This is a genomic window from Siminovitchia thermophila (genome assembly GCF_016909185.1).
Taxonomy (GTDB): Bacteria; Bacillota; Bacilli; order Bacillales; family Bacillaceae_C; genus Siminovitchia; species Siminovitchia thermophila.
This window is the reverse complement of record NZ_JAFBFH010000016.1, coordinates 31,743-47,230: the sequence shown is the minus strand read 5'-3', so window position 1 is coordinate 47,230 and position 15,488 is coordinate 31,743. Positions and strand designations below refer to the sequence as shown.

General features: G+C 45.0%; 12 protein-coding genes. All 12 read right to left on the bottom strand.

Translation table 11 applies throughout. The features are described from left to right. Positions 1-526: 526 nt before the first annotated feature. Entirely contained in the window at positions 527-1,156 is a 630-nt protein-coding gene (gene pyrE / locus JOC94_RS12285) for an orotate phosphoribosyltransferase (protein WP_077111786.1), read from the bottom strand. Next, on the bottom strand, positions 1,153-1,884 hold the full coding sequence (pyrF, locus tag JOC94_RS12280) for an orotidine-5'-phosphate decarboxylase (RefSeq protein ID WP_077111787.1): 732 nt from the start codon (positions 1,882-1,884) through the stop codon (positions 1,153-1,155). Before pyrF ends, pyrE begins: the two co-directional genes overlap by 4 nt. Then, positions 1,884-5,084 carry a carbamoyl-phosphate synthase large subunit gene (gene carB, locus JOC94_RS12275; protein ID WP_077111788.1) on the bottom strand — a complete coding sequence of 1,067 codons (3,201 nt, stop codon included), beginning with the start codon at positions 5,082-5,084 and terminating at the stop codon, positions 1,884-1,886. Before carB ends, pyrF begins: the two co-directional genes overlap by 1 nt. Next, positions 5,068-6,168 (bottom strand): carbamoyl phosphate synthase small subunit, encoded by a 1,101-nt coding sequence (locus JOC94_RS12270; protein WP_077111789.1) that lies wholly within the window; start codon positions 6,166-6,168, stop codon positions 5,068-5,070. The genes carB and JOC94_RS12270 overlap by 17 nt, the downstream gene beginning before the upstream one ends. Continuing rightward, on the bottom strand, positions 6,165-7,451 hold the full coding sequence (locus tag JOC94_RS12265; RefSeq protein WP_083717528.1) for a dihydroorotase: 1,287 nt from the start codon (positions 7,449-7,451) through the stop codon (positions 6,165-6,167). The genes JOC94_RS12270 and JOC94_RS12265 overlap by 4 nt, the downstream gene beginning before the upstream one ends. A gap of 13 nt (positions 7,452-7,464) precedes the next feature. Beyond that, a complete protein-coding gene (locus JOC94_RS12260; RefSeq protein WP_077111791.1) occupies positions 7,465-8,340 on the bottom strand; it encodes an aspartate carbamoyltransferase catalytic subunit in 876 nt (291 codons plus the stop codon). A 141-nt stretch (positions 8,341-8,481) separates the two neighbouring features. After that, entirely contained in the window at positions 8,482-9,027 is a 546-nt protein-coding gene (pyrR, locus tag JOC94_RS12255) for a bifunctional pyr operon transcriptional regulator/uracil phosphoribosyltransferase PyrR (RefSeq protein ID WP_077111792.1), read from the bottom strand. A 290-nt stretch (positions 9,028-9,317) separates the two neighbouring features. Continuing rightward, the gene (locus JOC94_RS12250; protein WP_077111793.1) at positions 9,318-10,229 is read right to left on the bottom strand and encodes an RluA family pseudouridine synthase; all 912 of its coding nucleotides are present in this window, start codon (positions 10,227-10,229) and stop codon (positions 9,318-9,320) included. Further along, positions 10,216-10,692, bottom strand: coding sequence for a signal peptidase II (lspA, locus tag JOC94_RS12245; RefSeq protein ID WP_205179427.1), 477 nt, complete (start codon positions 10,690-10,692; stop codon positions 10,216-10,218). The genes JOC94_RS12250 and lspA overlap by 14 nt, the downstream gene beginning before the upstream one ends. A gap of 101 nt (positions 10,693-10,793) precedes the next feature. Next, the gene (gene ileS / locus JOC94_RS12240) at positions 10,794-13,553 is read right to left on the bottom strand and encodes an isoleucine--tRNA ligase (RefSeq protein ID WP_077111795.1); all 2,760 of its coding nucleotides are present in this window, start codon (positions 13,551-13,553) and stop codon (positions 10,794-10,796) included. A 507-nt stretch (positions 13,554-14,060) separates the two neighbouring features. Continuing rightward, positions 14,061-14,576, bottom strand: coding sequence for a DivIVA domain-containing protein (locus JOC94_RS12235; RefSeq protein ID WP_077111796.1), 516 nt, complete (start codon positions 14,574-14,576; stop codon positions 14,061-14,063). Between the two features lie 86 nt (positions 14,577-14,662). Further along, positions 14,663-15,442 carry a YlmH family RNA-binding protein gene (locus JOC94_RS12230; RefSeq protein WP_236017082.1) on the bottom strand — a complete coding sequence of 260 codons (780 nt, stop codon included), beginning with the start codon at positions 15,440-15,442 and terminating at the stop codon, positions 14,663-14,665. Positions 15,443-15,488: the final 46 nt, after the last annotated feature.

The window sequence follows — 15,488 nt, the reverse complement described above, 5'->3', positions numbered from 1 at the left end:
AGTAACTTGAGTGAAGAAAGATGTCAATATTTTAACATAATTTTCTGTAAAATGATTAACTCAAAATTCGACAAATTTATCCCAGACTTTCACCAGAGGGAAGTGTATGATTTTAAAAATATTCAGCCGCATAGAGCGGTCTCTTTTGGGTTAACGCTTCAAAAAGATTGGAAGCGGCAAGCCGAATTCAACAAAAGGTGTTTTTCTTTGAAGCTGGTTGGTTGGAAACTACAGCCTCTGCTGACTTCTTTCTGTTTAGCTGCCACATCACCGAACAGATGGACTAACCATCTCTTTACTTCAAGCCAAACGCGCAGTCTTTTCTTCTACTTTACTTATAAAACTATCGATTTGGTAATCTCAGCCAATTATACCTAGCCTATATGTAGTCGGGTTCCTATTCCGCCTCGAAACGCACATTATTGATCTAAAGTTAAACGAACTGCGACTTTTGCTTCACATCCCGGAAACTTTCCCCTCTGAGCACAAAAAAAGGAGGGCATCCAAATTGGACAGCCCCTTTGCTTTACATTCTTTTTGCCCATTCCTCGGGATTTTCCCTCCATTTTTTTAAGGCATTCAAGTCTTCTTCGGAAATCCTTTTTTGCTCAAAAGCAGTTTGAATCAAGTCCGAATAGCCTGCAAGCGATACCGCTTTTACCCCAGCCTCTTCTAATTGACGCTTCCCTTTTTCAAGCTCGTATGAAAAAATGCTGACCGTTCCGAGAACAGTGCATCCGGCTTCCCGCAGGGCCTCTACAGCAGTTAGAACACTGCCGCCTGTGGAAATCAGATCTTCGACAACAACGACATGTTGGCCCTTTTCCACTTTTCCTTCAATTTGATTGCCTTTTCCGTGCGCTTTTGCCTTGGAACGCACATAACACATCGGCAGATCCAGCAAATCGCTCACCCATGCGGCATGTGGTATACCGGCCGTTGCCGTGCCGGCGATCATCTCCACCTGCGGAAAATGGGTTCTGATTAACGCGGCCAGTCCTGCCGCTATTTCTTTTCTTACCTCCGGGTAGGACATCGTCATCCTGTTATCGCAATAAATGGGTGATTTCAACCCCGACGACCACGTAAATGGATCATTCGGACGTAAAAATACCGCCCCGATATTCAGCAAGTGCTCGGCTATAGAGCTGTTCATCTTCCCATCTCCCATTCTTTCAAGACTTTTTGATAGGCCGACCGGGGTTGATCGGCACGGGTAATCGGCCTGCCAACAACAATCAAGGATGCCCCTATTTTTCTTGCTTCTTTAGGGGTTACAACCCTTTTTTGATCGTCAGTTGCATGTCCCTCAGGGCGTATACCCGGTGTTACCCGCAAAAATGAAGATCCCGCTTCATCGGCAATGAGGCCTGCCTCATGGGCAGAACAGACAACTCCGTCAAGACCCGCTCTTTTGGCGAGTAGCGCATAATGCAAGACCGATTTCTGCAAAGGCCGGTCAACTAATTGCTCGGTTTTCATTTGTTCTTCGCTCGTACTCGTTAATTGTGTCACAGCAATGATTGCCGGGCGGGAGCGCCCGGTGCCGCTCCCATCTTCCAGACCGTGCACTGCTGCTTCCATCATTTTGCTCCCGCCGGCAGCATGTACGTTCACCATGTCAATATCCAGCTTCGCCAATACTTTCATGGCACGGTACACCGTATTGGGAATATCATGAAGCTTCAAATCAAGAAAAACGGAATGTCCGGCTCTTTTTAATTCTTTGATAAAATCTGCTCCCGTTTGATAATACAGCTCCATGCCCACTTTTACGAAAAGTTCTTCCCCGGGAAAAAGGCGTAAAAAGTCTACCGCCTCATCTTTTCCCGGAAAATCAAGGGCAATAATTGGCCTGTTTTCTTTACTAAGCACGTTTGCCATTAGTTAACCACCTTTTTGCCGCCAGTCATCGGTTCTGAAGAAAATACCATTGATTCCAATACATCAAGGATCGCTTTTGCCGTATCAAGGGACGTTAAGCAAGGTATTTCATTTTCCACTGATTCCCTGCGGATTCTAAATCCATCACGGCGGGGCTGCTTTCCTCTTGTCATTGTATTAATGACAAGTTGGGCATTGCCTTGGCGGATGACATCCAGCAGGTTGGGACCTTCTGAACCAATTTTATCAACCGGCTGCACTTTTACTCCGAAATTCGTCAAAAACTGTGCTGTTCCTCTTGTAGCCAATATTTGATAGCCGATCGCTGCAAACCTCTTAGCGAGCTCCGCTGCTTCCTCTTTATCTTTGTCCGCAACAGTGATCAGTACGGCTCCGTGCGTTTTAATTTGAATACCGGAAGCGACAAGACCTTTATAAAGCGCCTTTTCCATTGTCCTATCTATCCCCATGACTTCACCGGTGGACTTCATTTCAGGTCCAAGGTTGATATCCACTCTTCGTAGTTTGGCGAATGAAAAGACCGGAACCTTTACATACACCCCATCTATCTCTTCATGCAGTCCTGTTCCATAACCAAGAGAAGCCAGGCTTTCGCCAAGAATCACTTTGGAAGCAATATTCGCCATTGGCACACCTGTTATTTTACTCAAAAACGGAACCGTACGGCTGGAGCGCGGATTCACTTCGATAACATAAAGCTCATTATTCGATACAACGTATTGAATATTCAACAGCCCTACAATTCCAAGGCCTTTGCCCAATCGAATCGTATAATCGACAATTTTATCCATCATCTCCCGGCTGATATGCTGCGGTGGGTAGACAGCGATTGAGTCTCCCGAGTGGACTCCGGCCCGCTCTATATGCTCCATGATTCCGGGGATAAATACATTTTCGCCATCGGAAATGGCATCTACTTCAATTTCTTTTCCCGTTAAATATCTGTCAACAAGCACCGGATGTTCCGGATTAATTTTCACTGCGTGTTCCATGTAGTGAAGCAGTTCTTTTTCTTCATACACAATTTCCATTGCCCGGCCGCCGAGTACATACGAGGGGCGGACAAGGACCGGATAGCCGATATCTGTTGCAATTTTTACCGCTTCCTCCACGGAAAATGCTGTTTTTCCTTTAGGCTGCGGGATATTTAATTCAGCAAGCGCATGCTCAAATTTATCCCTGTCTTCCGCCCGATCAAGGCTTTCAAGTGACGTTCCGAGAATGTTTACGCCACGTTCGGCAAGACTGCCGGCGAGGTTGATCGCTGTTTGGCCACCGAACTGCACAACAACTCCGATTGGCTGCTCCAAATCAATAATGTGCATCACATCTTCGATTGTCAGCGGTTCAAAATACAGTTTGTCAGAAATGCTAAAGTCGGTTGAAACTGTTTCGGGATTGTTGTTGATAATGATAGCTTCGTATCCGGCTTCCTGAATCGCCCAAACGCTGTGTACTGTCGCATAGTCAAACTCGATTCCCTGCCCGATCCGGATCGGACCAGATCCTAGGACAATGACACTTTCTTTTGTCGATTGAACTGATTCATTTTCTTCCTCGTATGTGCCATAAAAATAAGGCGTCTCTGATTCAAATTCCCCTGCACACGTGTCCACTTTCTTATAGACTGGTATAATGCCGTTCTCTTTCCGCCACTCATAAACCTCTTTTTCAGTGCAGTTCCATCGTTTTCCTATTGTAAAATCCGAAAATCCCATCTCTTTGGCACGTCTGGCCCATTCAACAGAAAATGCTTCCTTTTGCAGTTCTCCTTCAAGTTGGATGATGTTGTTCAGTTTATGAAGGAAAAAGAAGTCAATCCGGCTCCATTCATGAATGGTTTCAATGGAAATGCCTCTTCTTAAAGCTTCAGCTATGATAAACAAGCGCTCGTCCGTGGCGTTTTGTATTTCTGACTTAAATGTATCCTCTTCGTAACCGCCTGCCTCCTCGTGTTCCAAGTGGTAGAGGCTGATTTCCAGCGAACGAACAGCTTTTAACAGTGATTCCTCAAATGTCCGACCGATCGCCATCACTTCGCCCGTCGCTTTCATTTGCGTACCAAGCAACCGATTGGCTGACTCGAATTTATCAAATGGCCATCTCGGTATTTTTGTCACGACATAATCAATGGCAGGCTCAAAACAGGCATACGTTTTCCCCGTTACCGGATTCATCAGCTCATCGAGCGTATAGCCCGCAGCTATTTTTGCCGCGAGTTTCGCAATCGGAAATCCGGTTGCTTTTGAGGCTAAAGCAGAAGAACGGCTGACACGCGGATTCACCTCAATAATATAATATTCGTAGCTATTTGGATCCAGGGCGAGTTGGACGTTACAGCCGCCCTCAATTTCCAAGGCGCGGATCAGCTTTAATGAAGTGTTCCTTAACAACTGTACTTCCCTGTCGCTTAATGTTTGACAGGGGGCAACGACAATGGAATCACCGGTATGGATGCCGACCGGATCAACATTTTCCATATGGCAGACAACAATCGCCTGATCATTAGAGTCCCGCATTACTTCAAATTCGATTTCTTTAAAACCAGCAATGCTTTTTTCCAGGAGACATTGGTTGACGGGGCTGTTTTTTAAACCGCTCGATACGATGGAAATAAGCTCTTCTCTATTATGGCAAATCCCCCCGCCGGTTCCCCCCAATGTATAAGCCGGGCGAACAATGACTGGAAATCCTACTTCCTCTGTAAAAGTCTCAGCTTCCTCGAGGGAATGGACGATGTCACTTTCAGGAACCGGTTCATTCAAGTCATTCATTAGTTTCTTAAAAAGCTCTCTGTCTTCAGCTTGTTCGATGGCTGACAACTTTGTGCCAAGAATCTCAACACCGCATTCTTCCAACACACCTGCTTCCGCTAACTGCTTTGCGATATTCAATCCTGTTTGGCCGCCAAGTGTCGGCAAGATGGCGTCTGGTCTTTCTTTTCTAATAATCCGGCTGACAAATTCGATTGTCAGCGGTTCAATATAAACGGCATCTGCGATTTCAGAGTCTGTCATGATTGTGGCCGGATTTGAGTTAATCAGGATGACTCTATAGCCTTCTTCTTTCAAAGCAAGACAAGCTTGGGTCCCGGCGTAGTCAAATTCTGCCGCCTGCCCGATGACAATTGGTCCTGACCCAACCACCAAGATGCTTTCAATATCAGTTCGTTTTGGCATGCCCATCAACCTTTCGTTTGTTGGTCTCCATAATGGCTAAAAATTGATCGAAAACATATTTCGCATCTTCTGACCCCGGGGATGCTTCCGGATTAAATTGAACGGAAAATGCCGGAAACTGTTTATGGGCCAGTCCTTCCACAGACTCGCTGTTGATTTCTTCATGAGTCACAGAAAGGGTATTTTCATCAACCGTTTCTTTCACAACTTCGTAACCGTGGTTTTGCGAAGTAAAAAGGACATTGCCCGTTTCCATATCTTTTACTGGATAGCTGGAACCCCGATGGCCGATGGTCATTTTTTTCGTTTGGCAGCCGTTTGCCAGAGCAAAAAGCTGATGTCCCAAACCGACGCCTAATATCGGAATCTCCTGTTGGATCACCCGGACTGTATCCGCCAATTTTTGAACATGAAGCGGATCACCAGGACCATTGGAGAGCAGTACTCCGTCAGGGTGCAATGAAAGAATATCACTGGCATTCGTGTGATATGGAACAACGGTTACATCGCAGCCTCTTTTCGTCAACTCACGCAAAATTCCATGTTTGAGACCAAGATCCATGACAACGACTTTATGTCCCCGTCCCGGTACTGGATACGGTTTAACGGTTGATACTTGCTTCACTTGGTCAACCAATGTTTCCATCGCTTGCAGCCTCGACAAGTGAGTTTCGACTTTTTCTCCGAAACCGCAAATGATGCCTTTCATCGGTCCGTTTGCCCGGATTTTGCGAATGAGTTTCCTTGTGTCGATTCCGGAGATCCCCGGGATATCTTTTAATTTCAAAAATTCGTGGATCGACATGCCGCTTCTCCAATTTGACGGCTGTTCGGCGGCTTCCTTTACGATAACCGCTTTGACGACCGGCTGTATCGTCTCAAAATCGTCGCGGTTGATGCCATAGTTTCCAATAAGAGGAAAGCTGAAAGCAACGATTTGCCCGTAGTTGGAAGGGTCTGTAATGATTTCTTGGTATCCCGTCATACTCGTATTGAATATGACTTCTCCGGATGTCTCTTTTTCACTTCCGAACGCCTTGCCAATAAATGTTGTCCCATCTTCTAAAATAAGCTGCCGTTTCATTCACAATCACGTCCTTTCGCCCATGTGAGCTTTCCACTTACAAATGTTGCAACAGGCCAGCCCTGGCAGCTCCAACCTGCAAATGGAGTGTTTTTTCCTTTTGAAGCAAACGTTGCCGGATCAATTTTCTGTTCTTTTTCCAAGTCGATCAGCGTGATGTCGGCCGGTTTGCCCGTTTCCAGCGTTCCACTTTTCAAATTGAAAGTTTTCGAAGGGGCGACGCTCATCCAATCGATCAACTGTTTTAATGTGCATAGTCCTTGTTTGACAAAGTGCGTGTAGAGCAATGGAAATGCGGTTTCCAAACCGACGATTCCAAACGGAGCCGCCTTCATCCCTCTCGCTTTCTCTGACGCAGTATGGGGAGCATGATCCGTTGCGATGAAATCAATTGTCCCATCAAGCAAGCCCTCTATTAAAGCTTCTCGATCCTCTTTGCTCCTAAGCGGCGGATTCATTTTATAATGGGCATCATCGCCTTTTATGTCTTCATCACATAAAAGCAGATGGTGCGGAGATACCTCAGCTGTCACCTTTATGCCAGCGCGCTTGGCATCCCGGACAGTACGGACAGATTCTTTCGTGCTAATATGGCAAACGTGGTAGTGACAGTTAGCCGCTTCCGCCAGCAACACATCTCTGGCAATCTGGACAGATTCGCAGATGGAAGGAATCCCGGGAATCCCTGATTGCTTTGAAAAGGTTCCTTCGTGAACCGCTCCCCCGTAAATAAGTGAATTATCTTCACAATGGGCTACGATTGGCATCTCTATAGCGGCAGCTTTTTTCATGGCTTCATACATCATTCCAGCCGATTGAATACCCACTCCATCATCGGTAAAGGCAAATGCGCCCGCCTGTTTTAGCGCCTCGAAATCATTCAGTTCCTCTCCCTTTAAACCAGCCGTGATGGCGCCATAGGGTAAAACATTCACATGCGCCTTTTCTTCAATGCGTTGCATGAGCCATCTCATTTGCTCTTCATTGTCAGGTACTGGATTCGTATTCGGCATGGAAGCTACCGTTGTAAATCCGCCTTTGGCTGCTGCTTTTGTTCCAGTCTCAATTGTTTCCTTTTCTTCGCCACCGGGCTCCCGAAGATGGATGTGGAGATCCACAAATCCTGGCGATATAAGCAGCCCTTCCGCGGCAAACTCTTCTTCTCCGTCACTTTCCAAATCAGAACCCACTTCGGCAATCATGCCATCCTGAATGCGGACGTCCACATCCTTCAATTCTCCCAAATCATTAAGCATTTTTACGTCTTTTATCAGCCAGTTCATGCCCATCCTCCTTTTATTGTTCCAATACAGTCCGCAGTACGGCCATTCGTGTATACACACCGTTTTGCATCTGTTTAAAAATTCTTGACCTGTTGCATTCGACAAGACCGTCCGCTATTTCAACCCCTCTGTTAACAGGACCTGGGTGCATAATAATGCTACCCTTCTTCATCCGCCTTTCCCTTTTAAGGGTTAAGCCATACAACTCGTGATATTCTTCAGCGCTCAAATGGGACATGTTTTCATGACGCTCATGCTGAATTCTTAACAGCATGACTACATCACATATTTCCATTGCATCGTCTATATCGATATACCGCTCTGCATTGCCATAAAACCATTCGCGCGGTCCTGAGAAAAATACATTTGCACCGAGGGCGGACAATGCTTCACTGTTTGATTTCGCGACTCTGGAATGGCTTAAATCCCCAATGATCGCCACATTCAATCCGGAAAAGCCCCCAAATTCCTGACGGATTGTATGAAGATCAAGCAAAGATTGCGTCGGATGCTGGCCGCAGCCATCTCCTGCATTGACAAGTCTTGTGCCAACTTTGTTTTTCAGCGCTTCATAATACTTTTCTTCTTTGTGCCGGATCACCACAACGTCCACACCGATCGCTTCCAGTGTTTTTATTGTATCCTCTAATGTTTCTCCTTTTAAAATACTTGATTGGGCCGTTTCAAACGGGATGACATCCAGTCCAAGTTTTCTTTCTGCCATTTCAAAGCTCGTTTTGGTTCGAGTGCTTGGTTCAAAAAACAAATTGACGGCAAAAAGCTCTTTAGGCGGGCTCCAGGTTTTTCCTTGTTGGAAGGAGTCTGCCATATCCAATATTCCGCATATGTCCTCCTTCGAAAGCTCACACATTGAAAGTAAATGTTTCATGACAATTCACCTGTCTTTCTGTCAAAATAAAAAACCCTTTTTGCCCAACACGGCAAAGAGGGTTCGCGAAAAGAAGCCTGTTACATTCAGCTTCCATAAAACCTCCCTTTGCCAGCCTCACGGGACTGTATTTAAAAGGGATTATTCAATTGAATGGATTGTAACTTTGTCCTCGCCATCTGTTTCCGAAAGTTCCACAACGATTTTTTCCTGGCGGGAAGTAGGGATATTTTTTCCGATAAAATCAGCACGTATTGGCAATTCCCTGTGTCCCCTGTCCACGAGGACGGCGAGCTGGATTTGCGAGGGCCGCCCCATATCAATCAATGCATCCATTGCTGCCCTCACCGTTCTTCCGGTATATAACACATCATCTACTAAAATGACTTTTTGATTGGCAATATCAATCGGCAAACTGGATCCTCTTACTTCAGGCTCCGCATTTTCTGTTTCAACCGTCAAATCATCTCTGTATAACGTAATATCGAGATCCCCGACAGGTACTTGCACGCCTTCAATCTGGTTGATTCTTTCCGCCAGGCGCTGTGCCAAGTAAATGCCCCGCGTTTTTATCCCGATCAGCACACAATCTTCAATTCCTTTATTTCTTTCAATGATCTCATGGGCAATTCTTGTCAATGCCCTTTGAATGGCCTTTTCATCAAGAACAATCGCCTTTGGAGCCATAAACAACACCTCTTTCAAAAGTCTTTTTCAACAAGAAGGAGTACTTCGACGGCGAACGACGTCATGCCTTGCTGCAACGGAGAAATGGGATATTCGAAACTATGCTGTTTGAACATGCTCTATAAACATAGAAAAACCCTCTTGCCAATGCGGCGAGAGGGTGCATTTCTCCTTAAACGGGCACGACAAACGAGCTGCCCATTATATACACGTTCCTTCTCAGCCTCACGGGACCGAATTTAAAGGCATTTATTAAGCTATACCAACTATATACTTGTTGCTTGGATATGTCAATCATTCTGACGCAATTTATTTAGAAGCGCAACAAAATATTGTGGCAATGGGGCGTTGAACTCCAAATACTCTCCCGTTCTCGGATGTTGAAAACCCAATACTCCTGCATGCAGCACTTGTCCGTCCGCGGAAATCGTCTGTTTCGGTCCGTATTTCGGATCGCCTGCAAGCGGGTAGCCGATATACTTCATATGGACCCTAATTTGGTGGGTTCTTCCTGTTTCCAGTTCGCATTCTGCCAATGTAAATTGTTCAAATCTTTCTTTTACGGAAAAATGAGTGACAGCATGCTTGCCTTTTTCGGTGACCGCCATACTTTGCCGATCGGCCGGATTTCGCCCGATCGGAGCATCGACCGTTCCATGATCATGGGGAATGATCCCGTGAACAAGCGCTACATATTTCCGGACGACGGTTTTTTTGACAAGCTGATCGACAAGCCGTTCGTGGGCAAGATCATTTTTGGCGACCATCAGCAATCCCGATGTGTCCTTATCGATTCGATGAACAATGCCGGGGCGTAACACACCATTAATACCCGATAAATCTTTGCAATGAGCCATCAGTCCATTTACAAGTGTGCCGGAAGGGTGGCCCGGCGCAGGGTGCACGACCATGCCTTTAGGCTTATTGACTACGATCACATCCTGATCCTCGTAATAAATATCAAGATCCATTTCCTCCGGTTCCACATTAAGCAGTTCTGGTTCGGGAATAGAAATGGCGATCTCATCATCTGTCTGACATTTATAATTTGCCTTCACTTGTTCCGCATTTACTTCAACGAATCCAGCTTTTATCCATTGCTGGACTTGTGAACGGGACCATTGTTCATCAAGGGAAGCAATCAACTTGTCAATCCGTTCCCCGTTTTCCTCACTTGAAACAAGATGCTCAACCTTTTTCATTCGCGTTCACCTTTTCTTTTCTGTCTTCACGAAAGATTTGAATCATCAATAGGACAACACCGATCGTCAGAGCGGAATCGGCTATATTAAAAATCGGAAAATCGTAGCCAAAAATATATGTATCAAGAAAGTCAACGACTTCCTTCCTAAACAAGCGGTCAATAAAATTCCCGATCGCTCCGCCGAGAATAAAAGCGAGGCTTATCTGAAAGAATGGCTTTCCTTTCACTTGGGTTTGCATATAATATATGATTCCCGCTACCACAATGACGGTTATAATATAAAACAGCCACATTTGCCCCTCTAATATTCCCCAGGCCGCTCCCCTGTTGCGGTGTGAAGTAATATGAAACAGATTGGGAAGAATCGGAATGCTTTCCCCGATCTCCATATGACGAACGATCAGCCACTTTGTAATTTGGTCCAATACAACTACAAATAAGGCAATCAAATAATAGCCCACGCGCAAACCCCCGTATCGTAATTCATTCCAATTACATTTTAGCTATAATCACTTATTTTTAAAAGTAACAAGCCCTCCGAAAAAGAAGGGCTTGCCATCAATCATGTTAACTGCTTAACGACATTGGCACAACGCGGGCAAATATCCGGATAATCCGCATCTTCTCCGACGGTTGGTGTCACGACCCAGCAGCGGGCACATGTTTCGCCTTCAGCCTTCTCAACAACAACAGCAGCACGTTCCAGCTTCAAGGCGCTGTCCGGCGCATCATCGTACGCGCCACCCACTTCAAACGCTGAAACAATAAACAACTGTTTAATGTCTTCAGAAATACTTTCCAGCAGCGTCTTTACTTCATCATTAACGTAAAGGGTCACTTTTGCGGTAAGCGATTTGCCGATCACTTTATCGTTTCTGGCTTCTTCCAGCGCTTTTAATACGTCATCGCGCACACGCAAAAATTCGTTCCATTTATGTTCAAGATTTTCGCTATCGGCAATTTCTTCTGGTTGGGGCATATCCGTTAATTGAACGCTGATTTCCTCTACACCAGGGATGTATGACCACACTTCATCCGTAGTATGCGGCAGAAGCGGCGACAATAATTTTGCCAGAGTCACAACACATTTGTACATGACCGTTTGCATGGCTCTTCTTTCAAAGTGATTTGCCGCTTCAATGTACAGCACATCTTTGGCAAAGTCCATGTAAAAAGAACTTAAGTCGTTTGTACAGAAATTGTTCACCGCGTGATAAATATCGGCAAACTCAAAATCTTCATATGCCGCCAATGATTCTTTTATCAAGTTGTTTAGCCTGACAAGCAGAAATTGGTCGACTTCCCTCAGCTTGGCTGTTGGAACCGAATGTGTTTTGGGATCAAAATCTGCCAGATTTCCAAGCATGAAGCGGAAGGTATTCCTGATTTTCCGATATACTTCACTTACTTGTTTTAAAATAGCGTCGGAAATTCTGACATCTGATTGATAATCAACCGAAGCAACCCAAAGACGGAATATTTCTGCTCCAAATTGGCTCGTAATTTTGGCTGGTACAATAACATTGCCCAGAGATTTACTCATTTTATGGCCTTCGCCATCAAGAGCAAATCCATGGCTCAGCACTCCTTTATATGGTGCTTTTCCCGTGACGGCGACCGAAGTTGTTAAAGAAGAGTTAAACCAGCCGCGGTATTGGTCCGAACCTTCCAGATATAAATCCGCAGGCCTTCTTAGGTCTTCGCGGACGTTCAAGACGCTCTGATGGGAAGAACCGGAATCAAACCAAACATCCATAATATCCGTTTCTTTTGTGAAAATGCCGTTGGGGCTTCCCGGATGTGTAAAGCCTTCAGGCAACAGCTCAGACGCTTCTTTTTCAAACCAAATGTTGGAGCCGTGCTTGCGGAACAGTTCGGAAACATGGGTAATCGTTTCATCCGTAATAATCGGCTCCCCGTTTTCCGCATAAAATACGGGAATGGGCACTCCCCATACCCTTTGCCTTGAAATACACCAGTCGCCACGATCGCGTACCATATTGTACAGCCGTGTCTCTCCCCATTTCGGAGTCCATTTTACTTCTTTGATCGCCTCAAGAAGTTCGGACCGGAAATCTTTAATGGAAGTAAACCATTGGGGGGTCGCGCGGTAAATAACCGGCTTTTTCGTCCGCCAATCATGCGGATACGAGTGTGTAATGAATTCAAGCTTTAAAAGCGCTCCTGCTTCATCCAGCTTTTCGGTGATCGGTTTGTTCGCCTTATCATAAAACAACCCTTCAAAACCGGGCGCCTCATCTGTCATATAACCTTTATCATCAACAGGGCAAAGCACATCAAGTCTATATTTTTGGCCAATATAAAAGTCGTCTTCTCCGTGCCCGGGAGCAGTATGGACACATCCCGTACCGGCATCAACCGTGACATGCTCACCAAGGACTACAAGCGAATCCCTTTCATAAAGCGGATGTGTGGCTGTTACATGCTCCAGCTCATTTCCTTTCAAGGTTTTCACCGTTTCATATCGATCCCATTCAAGTAAAGAAGCTACTTTTTCCAACAGATCTTTGGCCAGAACATATTGTTTGCCTTCATGCTCAACGACTGCATATTGTAAGTCAGGATGCACGGCAATCGCGAGATTGGCCGGGATGGTCCACGGCGTTGTGGTCCAAACAATCAAATAAGTTCCTTCTTTCAGTACTTGTTTGCCGTCTTTTACAGGAAAGGCAACATAAATGGACGGAGAACGTTTGTCTTTATATTCAATTTCCGCTTCCGCCAGTGCAGATTCACTCGAAGGCGACCAGTATACGGGTTTTTTCCCTTTGTAAATATAGCCCTTTTTGGCCATTTCACCGAACACTTTTATCTGTTCCGCCTCATACTCGGGCTCTAGCGTAATATAAGGATTTTCCCAATCCCCCCGTACACCGAGCCGTTTAAACTCCTTGCGCTGGTTGTCAATTTGCTCAAGCGCGTACTGGGCACATTTTTCCCTGAACTCGGCAACCGACATCTCCTTTCGCTTTACACCTTTATTGGTCAAAACCTGTTCAATCGGAAGGCCGTGAGTGTCCCAGCCCGGAACATAAGGGGCGCAAAAACCAGCCATCGATTTGTAGCGGACGATAAAATCCTTTAACGTTTTATTGAGCGCATGCCCCATATGAAGACTGCCATTGGCGAATGGGGGGCCGTCATGAAGAATATAAAGCGGCCTGCCCGCCGTCCTTTCCTGGACTTTCCGATAAATATCTTGTTCCTCCCACCATGCCTGGATTTCCGGCTCTCTTTTCGGCAAGTTCCCTCGCATTGGGAAATCCGTTTTCGGCATAAGCAACGTATCTTTATAATCCATTTTTTTTCCTCCTTCAACTTTTATCTTGCAGCCATCCGGCCTTGTACAACGCATTTTTCAACATTTCTTCTTACAATGCAAAAAACCTTCACATCCCCACAAGGGACGAGAAGGTTATATTCCCGCGGTACCACCCAATTAGACATGCATAAAAGTGTTACTCAAAAAGTTCGTTAAAAATGACACATCGAATTTCTTCACTGGCAACTATGCTGCGCAAACTGCGATGCCTCGAAATTCTTGGTCCTTTTATACTCCTTTTTGAACACACTTTAAAGTGCATTTGTCCACTCTGAATCAGTATCGTTGATCAGCCGCTCTCATCTACTTACCAAAGGCTTTCGTTTCGAGTACTCAAGGGTGATTTTCCATTTCTCTTCCATCCCGGGCTTCCACCATCCCCGGATCGCTTGAATGGCTTTTTTAAAAATGTACTTTCCCTATCATCGCTTTATTCCCTGTAAAATTACTATTATTATATGTGAGCACTCAAAATGATGTCAAGTTCTACTCTACTTCTTCCGCCTCTTCTAAAGAAGTGAGTTCGGTAGCATCAAGTTCAAACTCCATCAGTTTATCCCAATCATCGCTTTGCAACAGGTCAAGCTGAGCCTCGATCAACATGCGGAAACGTGTGCGGAATACTTTTGACTGCTTCTTTAGTTCTTCAATTTCCAAGGCGATCTTTCGCGCTTTTGATAAAGCTTCATTTACAATTCTATCTGCATTTTTTTCAGCTTCACGTATGATCAGCTTTGCTTCTTTCAATGCATTGCCTTTTACTTCTTCAGCAGCCTCCTGAGCCACAACAATCGACTTATTAAGCGTTTCCTCTATATTGTTGAAGTGGCCCAGACGCTCATTCATAGCAGCCAATTGGTCTTCTAATTCTTTTTTTTCGCGTATTAAAAGCTCATAGTCTTTTATAACCTGATCAAGAAACTCATTGACTTCATCTCTATCATAACCGCTCATTCTTTTGCTGAATTCTTTATTATGTATGTCTACCGGCGTTAACGGCATCATGCCACCTCCTAGTGCTTTTCCTCATCATAAGATACATATATTATAACGAATTTTGTCTAAGTCTGGGGAGATTCTTTTCAAATTTAAGATTTTACCATCCCGAATTGTATCCTAAGCTTCTGTTTTTTCGTTTCTCCCAAAATGCGGATAATCTTACACCTTCCAAGCCTGCGCGCAGAGATCATATCACCTTCAAAACAGTCCGTTGCCGGTTGTTCGGTTATTTTCCAGTTTAATTTTACCAACTTTTGACCGATGATTGATTGGGCTTTTTGCCTTGAAACGGAAAAAGCGGCAGAAATAATAGCATCCAGCCGCATCGAGGAAGCAGTCTTTTCCATCTGGACCCACTCTTCTTCCCGTTCAATCACTTCATCCAGCCCAAGCTTTTGAATTGTCACATTGGCCTTGCCGACCTCTTTAAATTGAGAGATGATATAATCTTCAATTTCCGTACTGGAAAAAAACTGAATGCGATCCCCGTTTACAATGATGTCGCCAAACTTCTCTCGCTTGATCCCCAGGGACATTAACGACCCGAGCACCATGCGATGTTCCAGCTTCACAAACTTCCGGGGATAATCAATCTCGTACAAGCCGATTTGAAAGTGATCTTCTTGCGGTTTTAAATAATCCGGAAAAATGAGTGCCCTTTTACGCTCACAAGAAGGACCTCCTCCAAAAAAAGCATAGCGGACATCAGGTCCATCACCGACAACCGACTGTAATATGAACTGTTGTCTTGGATCAAGAAAGTCTGTCAATTTCTCTGCATAGGTTCTTTCCACAAACTCTTTCCAGTCCATCGCCAAATCAATAAATTGTTTTTCTTCCTTGCGAAAATGTTGATATATATCATCCAAAACGGTCAACCCCATTTGCAAAAAACACTCGGATCATGAGTCAAGG

Bases quoted from the DNA above. Each gene is read 5' to 3' on its own strand.
- carB (WP_077111788.1), bottom strand. From the start codon at position 5,084: ATGCCAAAACGAACTGATATTGAAAGCATCTTGGTGGTTGGGTCAGGA.
- JOC94_RS12265 (WP_083717528.1), bottom strand. From the start codon at position 7,451: ATGAACTGGCTGATAAAAGACGTAAAAATGCTTAATGATTTGGGAGAA.
- JOC94_RS12270 (WP_077111789.1), bottom strand. From the start codon at position 6,168: ATGAAACGGCAGCTTATTTTAGAAGATGGGACAACATTTATTGGCAAG.
- pyrF (WP_077111787.1), bottom strand. From the start codon at position 1,884: ATGGCAAACGTGCTTAGTAAAGAAAACAGGCCAATTATTGCCCTTGAT.
- ileS (WP_077111795.1), bottom strand. From the start codon at position 13,553: ATGGATTATAAAGATACGTTGCTTATGCCGAAAACGGATTTCCCAATG.
- JOC94_RS12250 (WP_077111793.1), bottom strand. From the start codon at position 10,229: ATGAAAAAGGTTGAGCATCTTGTTTCAAGTGAGGAAAACGGGGAACGG.
- pyrR (WP_077111792.1), bottom strand. From the start codon at position 9,027: ATGGCTCCAAAGGCGATTGTTCTTGATGAAAAGGCCATTCAAAGGGCA.
- JOC94_RS12235 (WP_077111796.1), bottom strand. From the start codon at position 14,576: ATGCCGTTAACGCCGGTAGACATACATAATAAAGAATTCAGCAAAAGA.
- JOC94_RS12260 (WP_077111791.1), bottom strand. From the start codon at position 8,340: ATGAAACATTTACTTTCAATGTGTGAGCTTTCGAAGGAGGACATATGC.
- pyrE (WP_077111786.1), bottom strand. From the start codon at position 1,156: ATGAACAGCTCTATAGCCGAGCACTTGCTGAATATCGGGGCGGTATTT.